This window comes from Streptomyces sp. NPDC091292, from assembly GCF_044757265.1.
Classification (GTDB): Bacteria; Actinomycetota; Actinomycetes; order Streptomycetales; family Streptomycetaceae; genus Streptomyces.
The window spans coordinates 304443-322576 of record NZ_JBIVUQ010000004.1 but is presented as its reverse complement, the minus strand read 5'-3'; the positions used below and the strand labels follow the sequence as shown (position 1 = coordinate 322576).

Annotated in this window: 14 protein-coding genes and 2 pseudogenes; 6 read left to right on the top strand and 10 right to left on the bottom strand. The window is 70.1% G+C overall.

Annotated elements, in window-relative coordinates; genetic code table 11:
- Positions 1–155: 155 nt before the first annotated feature.
- A complete protein-coding gene (locus ACIQNU_RS15630) occupies positions 156–551 on the bottom strand; it encodes a molybdopterin-binding protein (protein WP_401366132.1) in 396 nt (131 codons plus the stop codon).
- A 235-nt stretch (positions 552–786) separates the two neighbouring features.
- Here ACIQNU_RS15630 and ACIQNU_RS15625 point away from each other — a divergent pair.
- Positions 787–993 (top strand): annotated as a pseudogene (locus tag ACIQNU_RS15625) (molybdopterin-binding protein); the annotation flags it as partial.
- On the opposite strand, the gene ACIQNU_RS15620 reads toward ACIQNU_RS15625, so the two are convergent.
- On the bottom strand, positions 962–1537 hold the full coding sequence (locus ACIQNU_RS15620) for a molybdopterin-dependent oxidoreductase (protein WP_401366130.1): 576 nt from the start codon (positions 1535–1537) through the stop codon (positions 962–964). The pseudogene ACIQNU_RS15625 and the gene ACIQNU_RS15620 overlap by 32 nt on opposite strands.
- Positions 1538–1675: 138 nt before the next feature.
- Positions 1676–2089: a molybdopterin-binding protein gene (locus ACIQNU_RS15615; RefSeq protein WP_401366128.1), complete on the bottom strand. Its 414-nt coding sequence runs from the start codon at positions 2087–2089 to the stop codon at positions 1676–1678.
- 648 nt (positions 2090–2737) lie between these two features.
- Between ACIQNU_RS15615 and ACIQNU_RS15610 the strand changes: the two genes are divergently transcribed.
- Together ACIQNU_RS15610 and lysA are read left to right on the top strand one after the other, a co-directional pair.
- Positions 2738–3103 carry an SAV_915 family protein gene (locus ACIQNU_RS15610; protein ID WP_401366126.1) on the top strand — a complete coding sequence of 122 codons (366 nt, stop codon included), beginning with the start codon at positions 2738–2740 and terminating at the stop codon, positions 3101–3103.
- A gap of 3 nt (positions 3104–3106) precedes the next feature.
- Entirely contained in the window at positions 3107–4444 is a 1338-nt protein-coding gene (lysA, locus tag ACIQNU_RS15605; protein ID WP_401366124.1) for a diaminopimelate decarboxylase, read from the top strand.
- 46 nt (positions 4445–4490) lie between these two features.
- Here lysA and ACIQNU_RS15600 read toward each other — a convergent pair whose 3' ends face one another.
- On the bottom strand, positions 4491–6383 hold the full coding sequence (locus tag ACIQNU_RS15600) for an alkyl/aryl-sulfatase (RefSeq protein WP_401366122.1): 1893 nt from the start codon (positions 6381–6383) through the stop codon (positions 4491–4493).
- Between the two features lie 268 nt (positions 6384–6651).
- Between ACIQNU_RS15600 and ACIQNU_RS15595 the strand changes: the two genes are divergently transcribed.
- Positions 6652–7128 carry a phospholipase gene (locus ACIQNU_RS15595; RefSeq protein WP_401366120.1) on the top strand — a complete coding sequence of 159 codons (477 nt, stop codon included), beginning with the start codon at positions 6652–6654 and terminating at the stop codon, positions 7126–7128.
- Here the strand turns inward: ACIQNU_RS15595 and ACIQNU_RS15590 are convergent.
- Positions 7077–8120, bottom strand: coding sequence for an aldehyde dehydrogenase family protein (locus ACIQNU_RS15590; protein ID WP_401366118.1), 1044 nt, complete (start codon positions 8118–8120; stop codon positions 7077–7079). The two genes, ACIQNU_RS15595 and ACIQNU_RS15590, sit on opposite strands and share 52 nt — an antisense overlap.
- A gap of 511 nt (positions 8121–8631) precedes the next feature.
- Here ACIQNU_RS15590 and ACIQNU_RS15585 point away from each other — a divergent pair.
- Positions 8632–10758 carry a UvrD-helicase domain-containing protein gene (locus tag ACIQNU_RS15585; protein ID WP_401366116.1) on the top strand — a complete coding sequence of 709 codons (2127 nt, stop codon included), beginning with the start codon at positions 8632–8634 and terminating at the stop codon, positions 10756–10758.
- Between the two features lie 18 nt (positions 10759–10776).
- Here the strand turns inward: ACIQNU_RS15585 and ACIQNU_RS15580 are convergent, their stop codons facing one another.
- Positions 10777–12051 (bottom strand): hypothetical protein, encoded by a 1275-nt coding sequence (locus tag ACIQNU_RS15580; protein WP_401366114.1) that lies wholly within the window; start codon positions 12049–12051, stop codon positions 10777–10779.
- Positions 12052–12139: 88 nt separating this feature from the next.
- A pseudogene (locus ACIQNU_RS15575) lies at positions 12140–13309 on the bottom strand (HesA/MoeB/ThiF family protein); the annotation flags it as partial.
- Between the two features lie 382 nt (positions 13310–13691).
- Between ACIQNU_RS15575 and ACIQNU_RS15570 the strand changes: the two are divergent.
- Positions 13692–15005, top strand: coding sequence for a M14 family zinc carboxypeptidase (locus ACIQNU_RS15570; RefSeq protein ID WP_401366414.1), 1314 nt, complete (start codon positions 13692–13694; stop codon positions 15003–15005).
- Positions 15006–15258: 253 nt separating this feature from the next.
- Here ACIQNU_RS15570 and ACIQNU_RS15565 read toward each other — a convergent pair whose 3' ends face one another.
- The 3 genes from ACIQNU_RS15565 to ACIQNU_RS15555 form a co-directional block, all read right to left on the bottom strand.
- A complete protein-coding gene (locus tag ACIQNU_RS15565; protein WP_401366112.1) occupies positions 15259–16152 on the bottom strand; it encodes a phosphorothioated DNA-binding restriction endonuclease in 894 nt (297 codons plus the stop codon).
- Positions 16153–16711: 559 nt separating this feature from the next.
- A complete protein-coding gene (locus ACIQNU_RS15560; RefSeq protein WP_401366110.1) occupies positions 16712–17392 on the bottom strand; it encodes a hypothetical protein in 681 nt (226 codons plus the stop codon).
- The gene (locus tag ACIQNU_RS15555) at positions 17389–17949 is read right to left on the bottom strand and encodes a hypothetical protein (protein WP_401366108.1); all 561 of its coding nucleotides are present in this window, start codon (positions 17947–17949) and stop codon (positions 17389–17391) included. Before ACIQNU_RS15555 ends, ACIQNU_RS15560 begins: the two co-directional genes overlap by 4 nt.
- Between the last annotated feature and the right edge of the window lie 185 nt (positions 17950–18134).

Here is an 18134-nt window from a genome sequence, read left to right as displayed (position 1 = left end):
GGTGAGGCGGGCCGGTGTGGACGGCCCGGTCGGTCGGGACGAGCCGCGCCGGGGACGGCGACGCCGCTGGGTGGTGCGGGTGCGGGTGCGGGTGCGGGTGTGTGCGGGTGTGTGCGTGCGGGTGGCGGGTGCGGGAACCACGCCGGAAACGTGGCTCAGTTGCGGTCGATGTGGACGTTGGTCGACTTCACGCGGGCCGTGGCCTGCATGCCCACCTCCAGGCCCAGTTCCTCGACGGCCTCGCGGGTGAGCAGGGACACCAGCCGGTGCGGGCCCGCCTGGATCTCCACCTGGGCCGCTACATCGCCGAGCTTCACGGCGGTGACGATGCCCGGGAAGGCGTTGCGCGCGGAGGTGTACGAGGGGTCCTCGTCGCCGATACCGCCCTGGCCGACCTCGATGGAGAAGGCCGCCAGGTCCTTGCCGTCGATGAGACGGCGCCCGCCCTCGTCGCGATGGGTGGCGACGCGGCCGGCGTCGGCCCAGCGGCGCGCCGTGTCCGGGCTGACGCCCAGAAGCCGGGCGGCCTGGCCGATCGTGTAGGACTGCATGTGCGCCAAGGTAGGGAGGTTCACCTGTCATTTGCAAGTCTTTGGGCGATGGTCCACAGCAGATGCGAGGGGGGTCGGAGGAAGGTCCAAGGGGAGTCCGAGAGGAGTTCAAGGGGGAGGTCCACGAGGGGGTGGGGAGGGGTCGGTACAGTACGGGCACGGATGTGTACAAATCCGGCATATAGGTCTGCGGTAGAGGCCCGGCATATGCCCGTATCGGAATGAGGCGTTTCCCATGGCCCTGAGCATCCGGAACCAACTCCCCGGCACCGTCGTATCGGTGACGACCGGCGCGGTGATGGCGTCCGTGAAGGTCCGGCTCGACGGCGGCCAGGAACTCACCTCCGCCATCACCCGGGAGGCCGTGGACGATCTGGGGCTGACCGAGGGGATGCCGGTGGTGGCGCTGATCAAGTCGACCGAGGTGGCGTTGGAGGTGGGGTCGTAGGTGCGGGCGGAGGCGGCGTCGGAGGCGGCGTCGGACTTGGGGTGACGGGCCACCGCCCCGGGCACGTCCCCAGCCACACCCGCGTGATCCCGCTGATGTACCGGGCGCCGCAGCGGTCCCACGGGACCACCAACTGCGCTCCCGCGATGTCCAGTTCGCGGCCGTCGAGGCTGGTGGCCAGGAGGACCGGTGCGTTGCCGAAGTCCTCGTCCACCTCCGCCCAGGACAGCACCGTGCCGTGGCCGTCGCCGCCGGTGATCTCCAGCAGGAAACGGGAACGGTCCTTGCGGCGGCGCGGATCGAAGGCCGGGCCCGCCGCCGTGACCACCTCGCGCAGCAGGGGGCCCGCGAAACGGTGTTTCCTCGGGCCGCTCGTCGCGCAGTCGAAGACGACGTCCGCCGTGTGCTGGGGCCAGGACGTGCGGAGTTCGGCGACCGTCAGGCGGACGGGGTGCGCCACCGCGCCCGTCACCGTGAACCGGTTCGCCTCCGCCGATCCCGCCGATCCCGCCGTCCCCGTCGATCCCGCCGCTCCCATGGCAGCCCCTCCCGTCGCGTGACCGCGCCCCCCAAGGATGCCCGGCGGAAGCGGGGCGGAACCGTGGTCGGGGGTTGCTTTTGGGAGGGTGGTGCGAGTGGGCGTCGCGCAGATGCCGGGTAATGGGGGTGGCGGGGGTCACGGTTTGCTGGTGGGGCGGTCCACGTACACATGGGTCGACTTCACCCGGGCCGTGACCCGTACCCCGACCCGTAGCCCCAACTCCTCGACCGCGTCCCTGGTGACCACCGAGACGATGCGGTGCGGTCCCGCCTGCACCTCGACCTGGGCGATCACGTCGTCCGTCGTCACGGCGGTGACGATGCCGGTGAAGGCGTTGCGTACGGACGTCCTGGCGGCGGCCGGGTCGGGTACCCGAGGGGCCGAATCGGCGCGGGACCTCGCGTGGGCGGCCAGGCTGACACCGTCGATCACGCGGGTCCCCGAGGCGTCCCGTTCGACCCGGAGCCGTCCCGCGTCGGCCCAGCGGCGGACGGTCTCCGGGCTGACGTCGAGGAGGCGGGCGGCCTGGCCGATGCTGTACGTGGTCACGTGCGTTGACTTTAGGCGGCGGGTTGGTGCGCCTGAGGCGTGGGCGTTCCCACCCACCCACCCCTCTTTCGCCTGCGGCGGGCTTCGGGCGAGGTGGTCTGGGGTGGGGTGGTGCTCGCCCGCAGGCCCGGAGTCCCCACCCACCCGCCCTTCCTTCGCCTGCGGCGAGGCGCGCACCGGTCGTACGAGGCGGGCGGGGCGGGCGGTGTGCCGGCCTGCGGCGCCGGTGTCCCCACCCACCCGCCCCTCTTTCGCCTGCTGCGAGCACCGAGCGGACCGATGGCCCAAACCGCAGCGCTGGGCCGGTCGCCCGTATGCCGCGCACAGTGGGGGGTGTGTTTGCCTGCGGCGCGCGCTGGGGGGCGGGTGTTGCCTGCGACGCAGGCTGGGGGCGGGTGTGTGCCTGTGGCGCGGCCTGGGGGGCGGGTGTGTGCCTGTGGCGCGGGCTCGGGAACGGGTGTGTGTCTGTGCCGCGGAGGTGAAGCCGATGCGTGCCCACAGGACTGAGCGTGGTGGGTGTGCGTAAGAGGGGCGTCAACTCGCTCTTCCAGGGCGTCAGCGTCTCGTCAGGAGGTGGCCGAGAGGCCGGTCGGACGGGCATAGCTTCAAGCTGTGGTTCCGTTTCGAGGACCCTCCAGGAGGAATCCCATGCAGGACATTCCGTGCGCCGATGACCCCGAACCCTCCGATCGACCCCCGGCCGGACCCCTGTACGTACCGGTCCGGTACGTACCTGTCCGGCCGGGACCCGGTGGAAGCTGCGCGGCGCGGCTGTTCCGTACGCCGCTCGGTGACCGTACGACCGTCGGTTTCACCAGCTCACGGCGGTTGACCGACGCGCTCGGCGACGGGCAGCCGTGGATCCGGCTCGCCGCCCCCGCGCTGCTCGCCCTCACCGCGCCGCTCGGCGTCGACCGGCTCACCGTCGACCCGGCGTTCGTGGCGCCCGCCCCCAAGCCGGCCACCCTGCGGACGGCGAATCCCCGCCGTACCGCCGTCCTCCAGGAGGTGTGAGCGATGACCGCCCCTACCCGTACCCGGGCGGCCGTCGAGGCCGGCCCCGACCTGTCCGTGTGGCCCGCCTCCACCGCCCGGCTCCCGCACGGGGACCTCGCCGTCGGCGGAGTGCCGCTCACCGAGATCGCGGAACGGTTCGGTACGCCCGCGTACGTACTGGACGAGGGTGAGGTACGGGCCCGCTGCCGTGCGTACCGGGACGCCTTCCCCGACGCCGACATCGCGTACGCGGCCAAGGCGTTCCTCTGCCGGGCGATGGCACGGTGGGTGGAGGAGGAAGGGCTCGGGCTCGACGTGTGCTCGGCCGGTGAGCTGGAACTCGCCGTGACCTCCGGGTTCCCCGCCGAACGCATCCTGCTCCACGGCAACGCCAAGAGCCCCCAGGACCTGGAGTCCGCGCTGCGGCTCGGCGTCGGGCGGATCGTGATCGACAGCGCGTCGGAGGTGGCCCGGATCGCCGCCGCCGTCGGGCCCGGGGGGCGGCAGCGCGTGATGGTACGGGTGGTGCCCGGGATCGTCGCCGGGGGCCACGACAAGATCCGTACCGGGGGTGAGGACCAGAAGTTCGGGCTGTCCGTCACGGACGGTTCGGCGCAGCACGCCATCGCCCGCATCCTCGATCAGCCGCAACTGCGGCTCACCGGACTCCACTGCCACCTGGGGTCGCAGATCGTGAGCGTGAAACCGTATCTGGCGGCGGTGCGGAGGGTGGTGGGGCTGATGGCCCGGCTGCACCGGCTCCACGGGCTCGACCTGCCCGAACTGGACCTCGGCGGAGGCCACGGCATCGCGTACCGGCCCGGCGAGGACGCCCTCGACCTCGCGGTGCTGGCCCGCCGGGTACGCGCCGAACTCGCCGCGAGCTGCTGCGCCGCCGGTATCCCGGTACCCCGGCTGACCCTGGAACCCGGCCGCGCCATCGCCGGGCCCGCAGGCGTCGCCCTTTACCGCGTCCTCGCCGTCAAACGCACCGGCACCCATCTGTTCGTGGCGATCGACGGCGGCATGAGCGACAACCCGCGCCCGGCCCTGTACGGGGTCCGGTACGCGCCCGTCCTGGTGGGCCGCCACTCCCTGGCCGCCCCCACGACGGTCACGGTGGTCGGCCGCCACTGCGAGGCGGGCGACGTGGTGGCCCCGGACGTCCCCCTCCCCGCGGACATCCGACCGGGCGACCTGCTGGCCGTCCCGGTGGCAGGCGCGTACCACCTCTCGATGGCGGCCCCCTACAACCTGATAGGCCGCCCACCACTGATCACGGTCCACAACACCACGGCCCGCCTCCTCATCCGCCGGGAATCCTTGACGGACCTGACGACGAGAGAAGTCTCCGACTAGGGGGCCTTCTAGCAGGTGGCTTGCAGTAGGGGCTTGCAGTGGCGGGCTATTGGCTGGGTGGTGTGACGATCGCGAAGTCCGGGTCCGGTGTGTCGAGTACGGACATCAGCGACTCCAGGGCCTCCAGGTCGCCGGTGTGCTCGATCCCGCCGAGGGAGGCGGCGTCCCCGGCCGCGAACAGTTCTCCGAGCCGGGCCTTCGTCAGGGTGAGGACGAGGTGGGCGTCGTCGGCGGGCGCGGTGGTGCGTGTGTGCACGAGGACCCCGTTGCGCAGGGTGGTCCGGTATGTCTCGCCGAGGTCCGTCAGATTCCAGCCGATGTTCAGCGAAAGGTCCCACGCCCGGGGCCCGTTGACCCGGATGGCGAGCGAGTCGAAGAGCTGTCCGACGCTGAGGGCCGACTCCATGCCCCCGGCCAGGAGAACCGTGCGCGTGATCCCGTGCCGCAGTTCGTCGGCGCCCATGAGGTAGCAGTTGCGCCAGGTCGCGTTCTCGGCGCCGTACGCCAGCTTCTCGAAGGTGCCCGCGAGGAGTTCCCGGGCCTCGGCACTGTCCGGCGCCGCGAACACGGCATGCTTCAGAAGCTGTGCCGCGAACCGCAGATCACCCGCGTCGACATACCCGCGCGCCTTCTCCAGCACCGCGTCAGGACCGCCCACGCAGTCCACGTACCGCCGCGCGCTCTCCACCGGCGGATGCTCCCACAGCGACGAGGGGTGGCCGTCGTACCAGCCCATGTAACGCTGGTAGATCGCCTTCACGTTGTGGCTCACCGAGCCGTAATAGCCGCGCGCGTGCCACGACGTGGCGAGCGCGGGCGGCAGCTCGATCAGCTCGGCGATCTCGATGCCGGTACGGCCCTGGTTCGCCAGGCGCAGCGTCTGGTCGTGCAAGTACGCGTACAGGTCGCGCTGTTCGCCGAGGAACGTCCGCAGCTCCGGCCCGCCCCACGTCGGCCAGTGGTGCGAGGCGAAGAGGACGTCGGCGTCGTAGCCGAAGAGGTCGATCGCCTCGCCGAGGTACCGCGCCCAGATCCGGGCGTCACGGACGACCGCGCCGCGCAGGGTCAGGATGTTGTGCAGATTGTGCGTCGCGTTCTCCGCCATGCACAGCGCACGGCGCTCCGGCAGCAGGAAGTTCATCTCCGACGGCGCCTCCGTACCGGGCGTCATTTGGAACCGGAACACCACCCCGTCAAGCGTCTCCTCCTGCCCGGTGTGCCGGACGACGACGGTCGGCGGTACGAGGCCGGGGTGGCCGACCGACGCCGTGAATCCGAGCCCCATCCCGACCAGCCCGGTCGGACCACTGTCGATGTTGGAACCGGCGTAGTACGCGCCCCGCCGCAGCATCGCCGTACCCGCGTACACGTTCTCCGCGACGGAGTTCTCCATGAAGCCTTCGGGCGCCACGACCGGTACGGGGTCGGACGCGCCGTCGTCCGGGAGGACGCCGAGCACCCCGCCGAAGTGGTCGATGTGGGAGTGCGTGAAGAGTACGGCGGTGACGGGCCGCTCCCCCCGCTCCTCCCGGTGCGCCCGGTACAGCGCGAGCGCGGCGGCGGCACACTCCCGCGATACGAGCGGATCGACGACCACGACCCCCTGCTTGCCCTCGACGAGGGTCATGTTCGACAGGTCGTACCCCCGTACCTGGTACACCCCGTCCGCCACCTCGTACAGCCCGGCCTTGGCGCACAACTGCGACTGCCGCCACAGACTCGGATGCACGGTCTCGGGACACTCCCCGTCCAGGAACGCGGTGTCGTCGAAACTCCACACCACCCGCCCGTCCGCGTCGACCACGGTCCGCTCGGCGGGCCCCGCCACAAACCCCCGATCGGCACTCTCGAAGTCCCGCCGATCCCCGAAGTCGGGCCCGCCCCCACCGACACCCCCCGATCCACCGACACCCCCGAAGGACCCCGCCTGACCACTCATGTACCACTCCGTTCCTGGGGGTGGGCGTACGGATCCATCTGAGCACCGGGGGGACGGGGGCGCATGTCAGATGGGGCGTACGGCGCTCCGGTGCGGGTCACGGGGCATCGAGGGGCCGCCGGGCGACGCCCTTCACGAACCCTTCTTCAGTAATCCACCTAGCTCTTCCCGTGCCCCTCTATCTCTGACAGGGACATGGCGGCAATCTGGGTGCGCCCCGTGAGACCCCACGGGGCGTTCAGGCCCCCCACACCCGGAGGTCCCCCCCATGCGTCGCCGTGTCACCCTCCCCCTCGTCGCAGCCGCCCTCTCGGTCCCGCTGGCCCTGCTCCCGGCCGTCTCCGCGTCGGCGGCGCCCGCCGACAAGCCGCAGGTGCTCAGCTCCTGGACCCAGACGAGCGCCGCCAGTTACAACGCCTGGCTCGCCGCCCGCAACAACCAGGGCGCCTGGTCCGCGTACGCCTTCGACTGGTCCACGGACTACTGCAGCTCCTCGCCGGACAACCCCTTCGGCTTCCCGTTCCAGACGTCCTGCGCCCGCCACGACTTCGGCTACCGCAACTACAAGGCGGCCGGCACCTTCTCCGCGAACAAGGCCCGTATCGACTCGGCGTTCTATGAGGACCTGAAGCGCGTCTGCAACAACTACTCGGGCGCCACGAAGGCGTCGTGCAACGCCACGGCGTGGACGTACTACCACGCGGTGGACATCTTCGGCTTCGCCCCGGCCAAGCAGGCCGCGTAACCGCAACCGCGTAACCACTCAGCAGCGGCTCGGACCCCCCGGAACAACGGGACGGTCCGAGCCGCTGCCTCGGTCACGGTCCGGGGCACGGTGTACTCGTACAGCCCCTCCACCCCGCCCTCCGACCCGATGCATGACTGCTTGTGGCCGCCGAAGGTGACGAGGGGGCTGAGGTGCTGGACCTCGTTGATCCAGACGGTGCCTGCCGCGAGGCGGCGGCCGACGGCGAGGGCGGCCCCGGGGTCGGCGGACCAGACGGAGGCGCCGAGTCCGTACGGGCCGGCGTTGGCGCGGGCGACCGCGTCGTCGATGTCGTCGTAGCGAAGGAGCGGGAGGACGGGTCCGAACTGCTCTTCCTGGACGATGCGGGAGTGCTCGGGCGGTTTGTCGATGAAGGTGGGCGGTACGAAGTACCCGGCCCGCTGTTCGTCCTCCTGGTCGCGGGAGTCCTGGATCAGGCCGAGGACCCGCTCGTACTGGAGCCGGTTCTGGAGCGGTGCGAGGCGGACGCGTGCGGCGTGGGTGGCCAGGGCGCGGGTCAGCGGCTCGTACACATCGGTGTGGATGTAGAGGCGTTTGATCGCCAGGCACAAATGTCCGGAGTTGGCGAAGGCGCCCCGGAACAGCCGTTCCGCCAGGACGTCCAGGGCGTCCACGTCGTGCACGTCGATGTCGGGCAGTACGCCCCGCAGGATCTCGCCGGTCCTCAACGTGGTCAGAGGCGTGAAGGGCGACTGCTTCCACACGACCGTGTTGCCCGCGAGCAGGGCGGGAGCGAGCTTGAAGCAGGCATTCCCGATCGGGTAGTTCCAGGGAACGACCGCCCCTACGACCCCCAGCGGCACCCGCCGCGTGACGGACAGCCGCTGAGCGCTGTCCTCGTTGACCACCTCCGGCAACGACAGCGTGGCGGTCTCCCGCAGCCAGTACGCGAACCCGTGGGTCTCCCCGGCGGCATCGGCCGGCGACTTCCCCTGCTCGGCGCTGAGCACCCGGGCCAACTCCTCGACACGCCCTCCACCACATCGGCCACCGCGAGAACCCGCCCACGCCGCTCCTCGTACGGACACGCGGCCCACCCGGGAAAGGCCGAACGGGCGGCGTCGACCGCCTGATCGAGCTGCCCGGCCGAACAGGACTCGTCGGCAGTATTCACGACGTCCCGAAGGACACCGACCCCTTCGACGGACGACCACCGATGGTCATGCTGAATCCGCCGTCAACGGAGAAATTCTCGGTACTCACGGCGTTCACGGCGTTCACCGCATTCGCGGTTCTCAGGACTCTCACGATCGACTCCGTACGAAGTAGGCCCCCCGGCCCCCACCACTTGGCGGCCCGCCACAGAGCGACTCTGCCCCGGCGACCTCGGAGGTTGAAGGCCGGGCCTTCCTGGGAGCAGGACACCCAGGCACCCCGACTTCGTTGGTGCGTCGGTGCGCCCTGCCGCATCGTCGCTGATCGTCTTATGATCGCCACTCTGCGTACGAGGGGGCGTGGGTAATGGCGGCTGGTGGATCGGTTGGTGGGTCGGCTGGTGGGTCGGCGTCGCGGCGGGCGCAGGAGGCGCGGCGGCAGGAGCGGCTGCTGAGGGAGCAGTGGCAGGCTGCCAGGCAGCGGGCGCGCCGCTGGGAAGCGGCGAGCGAGGGCGAACGCAGCGTCGCGGCCCAGCTGTTGGTCCTGACCGCGCGCGGCTGGCGGTTACTGGTGGACCGCAGGTGGCCGGGGACCCGGGCGGCCAATGTGGACATGCTGCTGGTCGGCCCCGGCGGTGTATTCGTCCTCGACGTCAAGAACTGGCGCTCCGCACCGGACGCCTCGGACGGAACGCTCCGCTCCGGTGGCGAGCGCCGCGACGCGCACGTGACCAAGCTCCTCGCCGTGACGAAGGCGGCCGAGTCGGCGGTGGCGTCCCTGGGGATGTCGCCGGTCGCGGTCCAACCCCTCATGGTCTTCGCGGGGCACCGCGTCGACACCGCACTGGGCAGGGTTCGGCTCCTGGGGGAGCGCGAGGCCGGACCGGCACTGCTGTCGGAACGCCACCGGCTGCGCGCCGCATCCGTACGTGCCATCGCCGACCATTTGGAGCGGGTCTTCCCCGAGTACGAGGGTTCCTCCCTCGCGGAGTCGACATCACCCGTACCGCCCGTACCGCCCTCGCCACACCCTCAGCCCCCAGAAGAACTGCCCGACGGCGGGTCCGACGGTCTCTTCGACCTCGACGGCCTACGCGAGGCGGCGCTGGAGGAGGCACTACGGGCCCCCATCGAACAGTGGATGACCTTCCTCCACCCCGATCAGGTGGCGCTGGTACGCCGCAACTGGGCCGGCCCCGCACGCATCAGCGGCCCGGCGGGCACCGGCAAGACGGTCGTCGGCCTGCACCGGGCGGCCCACCTCGCCCAGCGCACCACCGGCCGCATCCTGTACGTCACCTTCGCCAACAACCTCCCCCGCGTGCAGGCCACCTTCCTCAAGGCCATGTCTCCGGCCGTGGCCGACAAGGTCGACTTCCGCAGCCTGCACTCCTGGGCCCAGGAGTTCCTGCACGACCGCGGTGTCCCGGTTCGCCTGCACGGGGCCAAGGCGCAGACCGCGTTCAGCCTCGCGTGGACGCACACGGGCCGCGACAGTTGCCTGACCGAGATCGACCCGGGCCCGCAGTACTGGAAGGACGAGATCGACCACGTCGTCAAAGGGCGCGGCGTCACCTCCTTCGACGAGTACGCGACGGTGCCCCGCCGACGCCGCCGCGCCAGCCTGCGCCGCCCCCACCGACAGGCCGTCTGGGCGCTGTACGAGGCGTACGAAGCACTGCGCACCGAGCGCGGAGTGCACGACTTCAACGACGTCCTGTCCCTGGCCCTGGCAGAGGTGGGCAGCCGCACGGGCCCCCCGCGCTACGCGGCCGTGATCGTGGACGAGGTCCAGGACCTGACCCTCGTCGGCGTACGGCTCCTGCACGCCCTCGTCGGCGACACCCCCAACGGCCTCCTCCTGGTCGGCGACGGCCAACAGGCCGTCTACCCGGGCGGGTTCCGCCTGTCCGACGCCGGAATCGACATCCGGGGCGACCGCGGCCAGGTGCTGCGCACCAACTACCGCAACAGCAAGTCGATCCTCGACGCGGCACTCACCGTCGTCGCCGACGACTCCTTCGAGGACATCGACGGGTTACGTACGCCGGGCCGCCGGGACGTCGACCTCACGTACCACGACGGCCAGGTGATCCGCGTGGCGAAGCCGACCGCGGCGGAACACGACCAAGCCCTGCTGCGAGCCCTGCGGGATCTGCCACCCGGCGCCCACGCCGACACCGCGGTGCTGTGCCCTTCGATGCGCGCCATCGGCCACTACCAACGCCTCCTCGAACGCGCCGGCATCCCGACCTGCCCGCTGGAGCACTACGACGGCAACCCGGTCGACGCCGTCAAACTCGGCAGCTACCGGCGGGCCAAGGGCCTGGAGTTCAAACAGGTCTACCTCCCCGAACACGACACCCTCCTGACACCCCCCGCCGCGGAACCCTCCGAAACGCACCGCGAACGCGACGAACTCTCCCGCAGCCAACTCTTCGTAGCCATGACGAGGGCCAGGGATGTGCTGTGGCTGGGCACCGTGGACGGGTGAGCCGGCCGGCGGTGTCGCTCACCCCGTGCGCGCGGACCTCCGCCTGCCCGACCGCCGGTTACGCCACCAGGTGACCACCCACAGGATGTTCACCCCACCCAGAATCACCAGCACCGCCACCGCGTCGGCGTTGGCCGCGAGGCCGTGGTCGGGGCCCAGCCCCCGGGCCGCGCGGGCCAGCAGCGTGACGTCGGCGGGAATCGTGACAGCAGCCAGGAACGTCAGACAGGCCATGGTGCCGACCACGAGGACGACGCTGTAGAGACGGACGGCCCTGCGCTCGTGCGCGGGCAACCGGGTGCTCGGGTCGACGGCCTTGGCCGTCCCCGCGCGGCGCGCACGGCGCGGCCGTCGGACCACCCGCCGGAGCACGTAACGGGCGTACGCGAGACCGTCGCCGTACAGATCCCGGCAGCCGGTGAGGTCCTGGAGGACGAAGTACAGGTCCGTGCGCGTGAACACCATGCATTGGAAGGGCAGAGGCATCAGGGACAGGAGGAGGGCAGCGGCCAGCATCCGGTGGGCCGTCGTCCCCGTGTCCGTCACGGCGAGGACCAGGACCAGGGACGACGCGACGGCCAGATTGAGGGCGATACCGGCCAGGTAGGCCGTCAACCGGTGGCGGCGGGGCGCGAGTTCGATGCCGCTGATGTCGGTCTGCATGACGAGGAACTGGAGCCGGGTGCCCAGCCGCATGTTCGCCGGCACGCCCGCGGCGCGTGCGGTGACCAGGTGCGCCAGCTCGTGGGCCAGCAACAGCGTCCACCCCGCCGCCGCGCCGCTGACCAGGACCAGGCTGCCGTGCGGGCTCCACAGCAGATCGCGATAGCCCGGGACCAGATCGGGACGCCGGATCAGGGCGGCGACGGCAGCCGCCAACAGCACCGCGACGAGTACGGGGAGTACCGGATGCAGGGCGTACCGGACATGGCGGGGGCGCAGCCGTGGCAGGGTCGCGCGCGGCGGTTCGGTGTCCGGAACCGGGCGGTCCCCGATCCGCGCCACGAACCCCAGCGCGGCCAGATCCCTGACGAAGTCCGAGATGTCGAGTTCCTCGCCGGTCTCGGCACGCAGAATCTCCGCCGTGCGGGCCACGCTGTGCCCCTCGCCCAGGAGTTCCACCGCGCGCGCACCGGCCGCGGGGACGGCGACGAAGGTACGGGTGGACATGCGGCCCACGATCCACTCGTCGCGGTCGGGGCGTATGCCGAGGTCGCGGAGGAGGACGCGGGTCGAGGGTTCGATACGGGGGTGGTCGGCACGGGGGTGGTCCTCGGCGGCGGTGTCCGTCACGGGTGGTCCTGGGGTGGCGGGTCGGCGGACGGTTCCATGGCATCCATCGCCGCTTCCGCTTCCGCTTCCGCTTCCGCGTCCGATTCCGTCCGGCACGCGGGCAGTCGGGGCGTCGCTCCGAGCGTTGCGCGATCGGGTCGCCGGGCACCATGAGGTTGAGGCCGAACCGGTATCCGGGCTCGATCTCCGGGATCCCGCACAGCAGGGTGAGCGCGGCATGGGCCAGCAGACTGCCCGACAGACCCGCGGTCACGGCGTTGACCGGATTCCACGGCATACGGGGTGAGGCGACGTCCTCGTCCCGGCCGGGCGCGAGCCGCAGATCGCGTCGCTCGGACTCGGTGGTGCGCAGACACTCCCAGCACGCGCCACGGCCGGGCGTGAAGACCCCGACGCTGACCAGCGGTCCGCGGTACCCGGCTTCGGCCCACGGCGTGCCGGAAGCGAGGCAGACCTGATTGGCCCATCCGCGGATCACGGGGGGCCGGTCGGCGGCCATCAGGAGTACGTCGTACCGCGATCCGTACCCCGTTCCGTATTCCGTTCCGTATTCCGATCCGTTTGCGGGGGCGCCAGTCAGCAGGTCTTCGAGGTCGGCGGGTCCGCGTACGACGCGGCGCTCGCCGGTGACGGTCGTGTCCGAGTTCAGGGCGCGTAACGCGGTGAGCGCCGCGTCGAGTTTGGGCGTACCGAGGTCGCTCTCGCGGAAGAGGGTCTGCCGGTTGAGATTGGACAGCTCGACGACGTCGGGTTCGACGCAGTGCAGCAGCCCCACGCCGGAGGCCACCAGGTCCCGTGCGGCGGCTCCGCCCGTACCGCCGACGCCGACCAGCAGGACCCGGGCACGTCCCAGCCGCAGTTGCGGTTCCCAGGCGCTCTCCCTGGGCCGCAGGTCCATCCAGCGGAGCAGGGTCATGCCTCTGCTGTACCGTTCGCGCTCCCGCTCGGACAGCTCAGGCGGCGGCGCGGCACCGGCGTCCTCCACGTACCCGGCCATGGCCAGATCCGTCATGGCCTGGACGATGTCCGCTTCGGGCAGCGGCAGTTCCGGGTGGCTGCGGGACACCACGGCGACGATGTCCGCGGCGCCGCGCGTACCGTCCATGGCCTCGACCAGCGTCCACACCCAGCCGTCGGGATCTTTCACCTCGGAGCCGATGCCGTGAACGACGCTTCCGATTCTGACGTGACCGTCGACGGTCCGATAGGCCCGGTGTTCCGGCTTGATCCGAGGCAGCCGCATCGCGGGCACCGTCATCTCCCCGCCCATCTGGTCGCCCCAACTCCCCTGTCGGCAACGGACATCGACAAGGGTCACCCGAGAACCAAACCCTGACAAGTGCACCGAGCACAGGCACCACCGTCACCTTCGAGCCATTCTCACCACCTCAACTTCCGTTGGAACAGGGGACATTGACAAACGCCACCGAGAGGCAAACGCTGGCAAGCGCACCGCGGAACCACTTGAACCACCCGAACCGCCCGAACCATTCGAACCACTCGAACCACGGCAACAGCGCAGCACAGGCCGTCAACGGGAGGAGATGACATGGCGAACAAGATCCAGATCCGGCCGCTCGACAAGAAGGAGACCACCGGCGACAGCGGTGGCAACGGCGGCGGTTGATCAATTGCGCATGATGCACCGTTATCCCACGGTCGCGGAAGTCACCGATTCGGCGCGGCGGTTGGTCTCCCGGTTCCCCGGAACCTGCCGCCTGCGCCGGATCGGGACGTCTCGCGGGGGACGCCCGATCCAGATGCTCTCGGTGGGACACGGCCCGCGCCACGTCCTGGTGGTCGCCCGCCCGCACCCCGATGAGCCGGTGGGCGCGGCGACGGCGATGGCCCTGGCAGAGCGAATGGCACGCGGTGAAGGAGGAGCGTCCAGGGCGACCGACCTCACCACGGTCGCGACCAATCTCACCACGGTCACCTGGAACTTCGTCCTGTGCCTGGACCCGGACGGGGCGGCACTGAGCCAGGGAATCGAGGAGGCGACGGCCGGCGCCGACCACACCTTGGAAGGCTATTACCGTGCCGCCTACCGTCCGATGGCGGCGGAACAGCCGGAGTGGGCACCGATCGTCTCGCGGCAACTCCCCGAGAGCCAGGCCCTGTTCGACGTGATCGACGAGCTGCGGCCGTTCCTCCAGTGCTCCCTGCACAGCGTCGAAGCGGGCGGCACCTGGGTCCAGCTCACCCGCGACCTCCCCGAACTCGCCGCGCCTTTCCACACGTCCGCCGCGGACAACGGCATCCCCGTGCAGCACGGCACGTTCGACGCCCTGTACTGGGAGAACCCCGCCCCCGGGATCTTCATCCTGCCTCCCCCGGACCTCACCGACCGCCTGGCGGCCGGTTCCGAGAACATCGCACTGTCCACCTGGTGCGCCCCGCCACGCTACGGCGGCACCACAGCAATCATCGAAGTACCCCTGTGGACAACGGACATGGCCGACGACCCGACCCCCCACCCGGACCCCACCGCTGCCCTGCGCGCCCTGTCCGCGTTGGTACTCGACGGCGGCCGGCAGGTGACCGCGATCCTGGACAAGGCCCGAGCCTTCCTGCCCGAGCCGCAGGACAGCCCGCGCGGACGCGTACTGGAGTGGATGGCCGACGGGCTGTACGACCTGGTGGCCGAATCCTGGCAGCCACTGGCCACCGACGCGTCCCACCCGCTGACGACAGCCCAGATCTGCGCCCTGGACATAGTGGCCCGCCGCCAGCCACTCCGCGCGGCAGGCCTCCTCCACCACCTACTGAACACAACCCCCGCCCCGACACCCCCCACCCTGCACCACGACGTGAACGAACTCCTCACCACATGGAGCACAGACTTCAAAAGCTCCCTACGCCTAAGCCGAGTACCCATACACCACCAGGTGGGACACCAGTCCCGAACGGTACTGACGGCGGCCGGGGCGGCACTGAACGTGGTAACGGCCTAATCACCCAGGAACCCCGGAACTCTCCAAGGCCGCATCCGGCACTGGCATAAGCCGCCTCTGCCCACCAAGCCCCTCAAGCCCCTCATGCACCTCATGCACCTCATGCACCTCATGCACCTTCAGAAGTATGGGCACATGGAGCTGATCCTTCGGGGTCTGCCCCGGCAGGCCTCCGCTGGGACCGTCCGCTCGATGCCCGCTTGGCGATGAGCCCTCGCCACGTGTGCCTTGGAATCCCGCACTAACCACCAGGTCAGGCGGCAGTCGGACGTGCGCTGCCGTGGAAGACCTGGCTGGTGTGCCAGGAGCGGTGGGCTGCCGCGATGGGCGGGATGCCGGGTTGGGGGCCTATGAGCGGACGGCCTGCGAGTGCTGTGACGTGCTCGCGGGCGGCGGGGCTGCGGCCGACGAAGCTCTGCGAGACCAGGATGCGGTGGCCGTCGGCTATGCCGAGCACTCCCTTGTCGAACAGCTTGTGGTGCAGCGAGCACAGGCACAGCCCGTTGTCGACCTCGTCCGGGCCGTTGAACGCCCACCAGCGCACATGGGCGGCCTCCAGTCCGACGGGCGTCGCGCCGATCATGCCGTCGTAGCCGCAGAAGGCGCACTGGTACTCGTACGCGGTCAGCACCATCTCCCGCATCCGCCGGTCCCGCTGCCGCCTCTCGGGCGTTGCCAGCGTGGCTGTCTCCGCCAGCTCCAGTTCCAGGCCCACCGCGTCGCACAGGTCCTGGTGCAGCGACGCCGGGAAGTGCAGATCCAGCAGCACCCTTGCCATGCGGCCCAGCAGCGACGGTTCCCGCTGGAGCGCCACCCGAAGGTCCGGGGCCAGCCGCCCAGTGGCCCGGCTGGCCCGTAGTTCCCGCACTCCGGTGCCTGGGCTGCTGGCGCCGTGCTCGGTCCGCACTTCCCACACCCCGTCGCTGACCAGATGGTGGAAGGGATAGGCGGGCGTGGTCCCGCGCGGCGGGCCGTACTCCACCAGCAGTCGCTTCAGATCCGCCTCCACCGCGCTGTACGGCAACTCGTCCGCGGCATCCGCCTGAAAGCGGCCCAGCGCGTACAGCAGCAGCAACGGCTTGTGCGGCGCCCGTGCCCCGTCCCGGCTCCACTGCCTCAGGTTCGCGGCACGCTCCAGCCAATCCATGACGGTGATCGTAGTGTTGCTTCGCCGCACATCATGCTGTCCGGGCGGCAACTCCTCCTGCGCCGACGACGGGCGTGGCGATCGTCGTACCGCCCGTGGTCACCTCGGCACAAGCCGTGGGGAGGACTCTCCCGGAGCACACACGGCGCACGGCACACTCAAAGGCGGAACGCCTCTCGCCGGGAGCCACCGGGAAGCCGCTCCCCGAAGTCGGCACCCAAATGGCACCCAAAACAGGGCCGCAACGCAGATCAGGCCCGGCACTGATCTCTCAGCACCGGGCCTGACCTGCGTTTTAGCTGTCGGGGTGGCGGGATTTGAACCCACGACCTCTTCGTCCCGAATGAGGGGCGGGTGGTGATCTTGCCTGCGTGGACAGCGTTTTCCCTGTTCAGGGCGTTGGGCTGTCGCGGTCTCGGGTGGCCCCGAAGGGGTTCGGGGAGCGGGTCGGCTCCCAGATGGCTCCCAAGGGGACCACAGCCAACGGTCGCTGGGGCCGCCCGTCCTCCCCCACATCGGCACGCGCTGAATACGTGTGCGCGACACTCGTGCGACGGGGTCAGATCACCGTTGAGGGTGCGTGCTTGCTCAGGTAGCTCTTGAAGGTCTTCCTGATCTCTGCCTGGAGATAGCCTGCCTGCGGTGAGTTGGGTACTACGTCGGGCTCGAAGCCTCTCTTCCGGGCATCGAGGTACCGCACGATGCTCGACGATCTGGTGTTGGCGACGAAGAGTTCGTTCTGGGTGCGGATGTCGGCGCGCAGCCCCTCGAAGTTCCGCGCGAGGCTGATGTCGAGGTTGGAGACGTAGTACTTGCACTCGACGATGAGGATGCTCTGACTGCCTCGTGGTGCGATGCCCTGTGCTCGGCTCAGGGCGGCTTCCTCGGCTGGCAGCACCAGCACGTCGCACTCGTGCAGGACGCCCGACGAGCCGGTCACATAGACGCCGAGGTGGACTTCAAGGGCGGGAGCGCCGTCGAACTCGATCACGGCGTGGGTGAAGGGCTGGCTGTCGCTGTACAGGTGACCGGGCCCCGTCCGGAAGACAAGGTTGCTGGCCTTCAACCCGTAGACGTCTTCGTACGTGACAGTGGCACCATGCCGACTCGCGGTGGTGACGATCAGGGAGAAGATGAAGCCCTCGTAGACGTCGGACGGCTTCGAAGCGGAGTCGTACGACACCGCCCCCGCAGCCAGAAGGCTCTTGATCTCGTTGACTAGGTCATCGACTGTGCTCAACTGACTACCTCCCTCGTCACTTCGGCCAGCAGCTGACTGACGCGTGTACGTCGCTCAGTCGGCACCCGATCTTCCCGGAACTCAGTTCGGCTACGGCGCGATCGAGCGCTTTCGTCCGGCTCGAACACGACCCCCTCAGCCATGCTCCGGCTGCCAGTGTCGCCCTCGGGTTCAGACCGGAGCGTCTTCAGCACCTCCAGTTCCATTTCAGGCAGGTCGACGAGCACGCGCTTTACCGCATCAAGGAGGAGCAGCACACGTTCTTCCTCTGTCATGGCTCGCGTGGCGATGACCAGGGTCCCTCCCTTGCGTGAAGACTCGTACTCTCCGAGGCCAAGCATGCTGCGGTCCACGACCTCGTATCGAGCCGCTGCTGCAGCCGGACTCGTGGCGGGGAGGTCATCGCCGCGGCGCTGCTGGCGCCGGCGGAGGATCTTCTCCTCCGGCACTCCCGCGGCGATTGCCGCGTCGACATCGTCGAGAACCCAACTCAGGGCGGTGTCTTGCAGCGCTTCGCGGAGCTGCCCTTCCACACGGCGTAGTTCGAACTGGTTCATGTCCCCCTCGTATCAGTAGCTTTCGTCTGGCGTAGCCAGTCGGTTCACGGTTCTTCCCCGGGCTGTGTTCGAAGGAACCGCAGTTAGCCGTCGATCAGATTTCGGAGTGCCTCCAGCGACAGGCGGGCTTCCGGAGCGGCAGCTCCACCGGATAATCGGACACCCTCGCCTTCCAGGACGGGTTC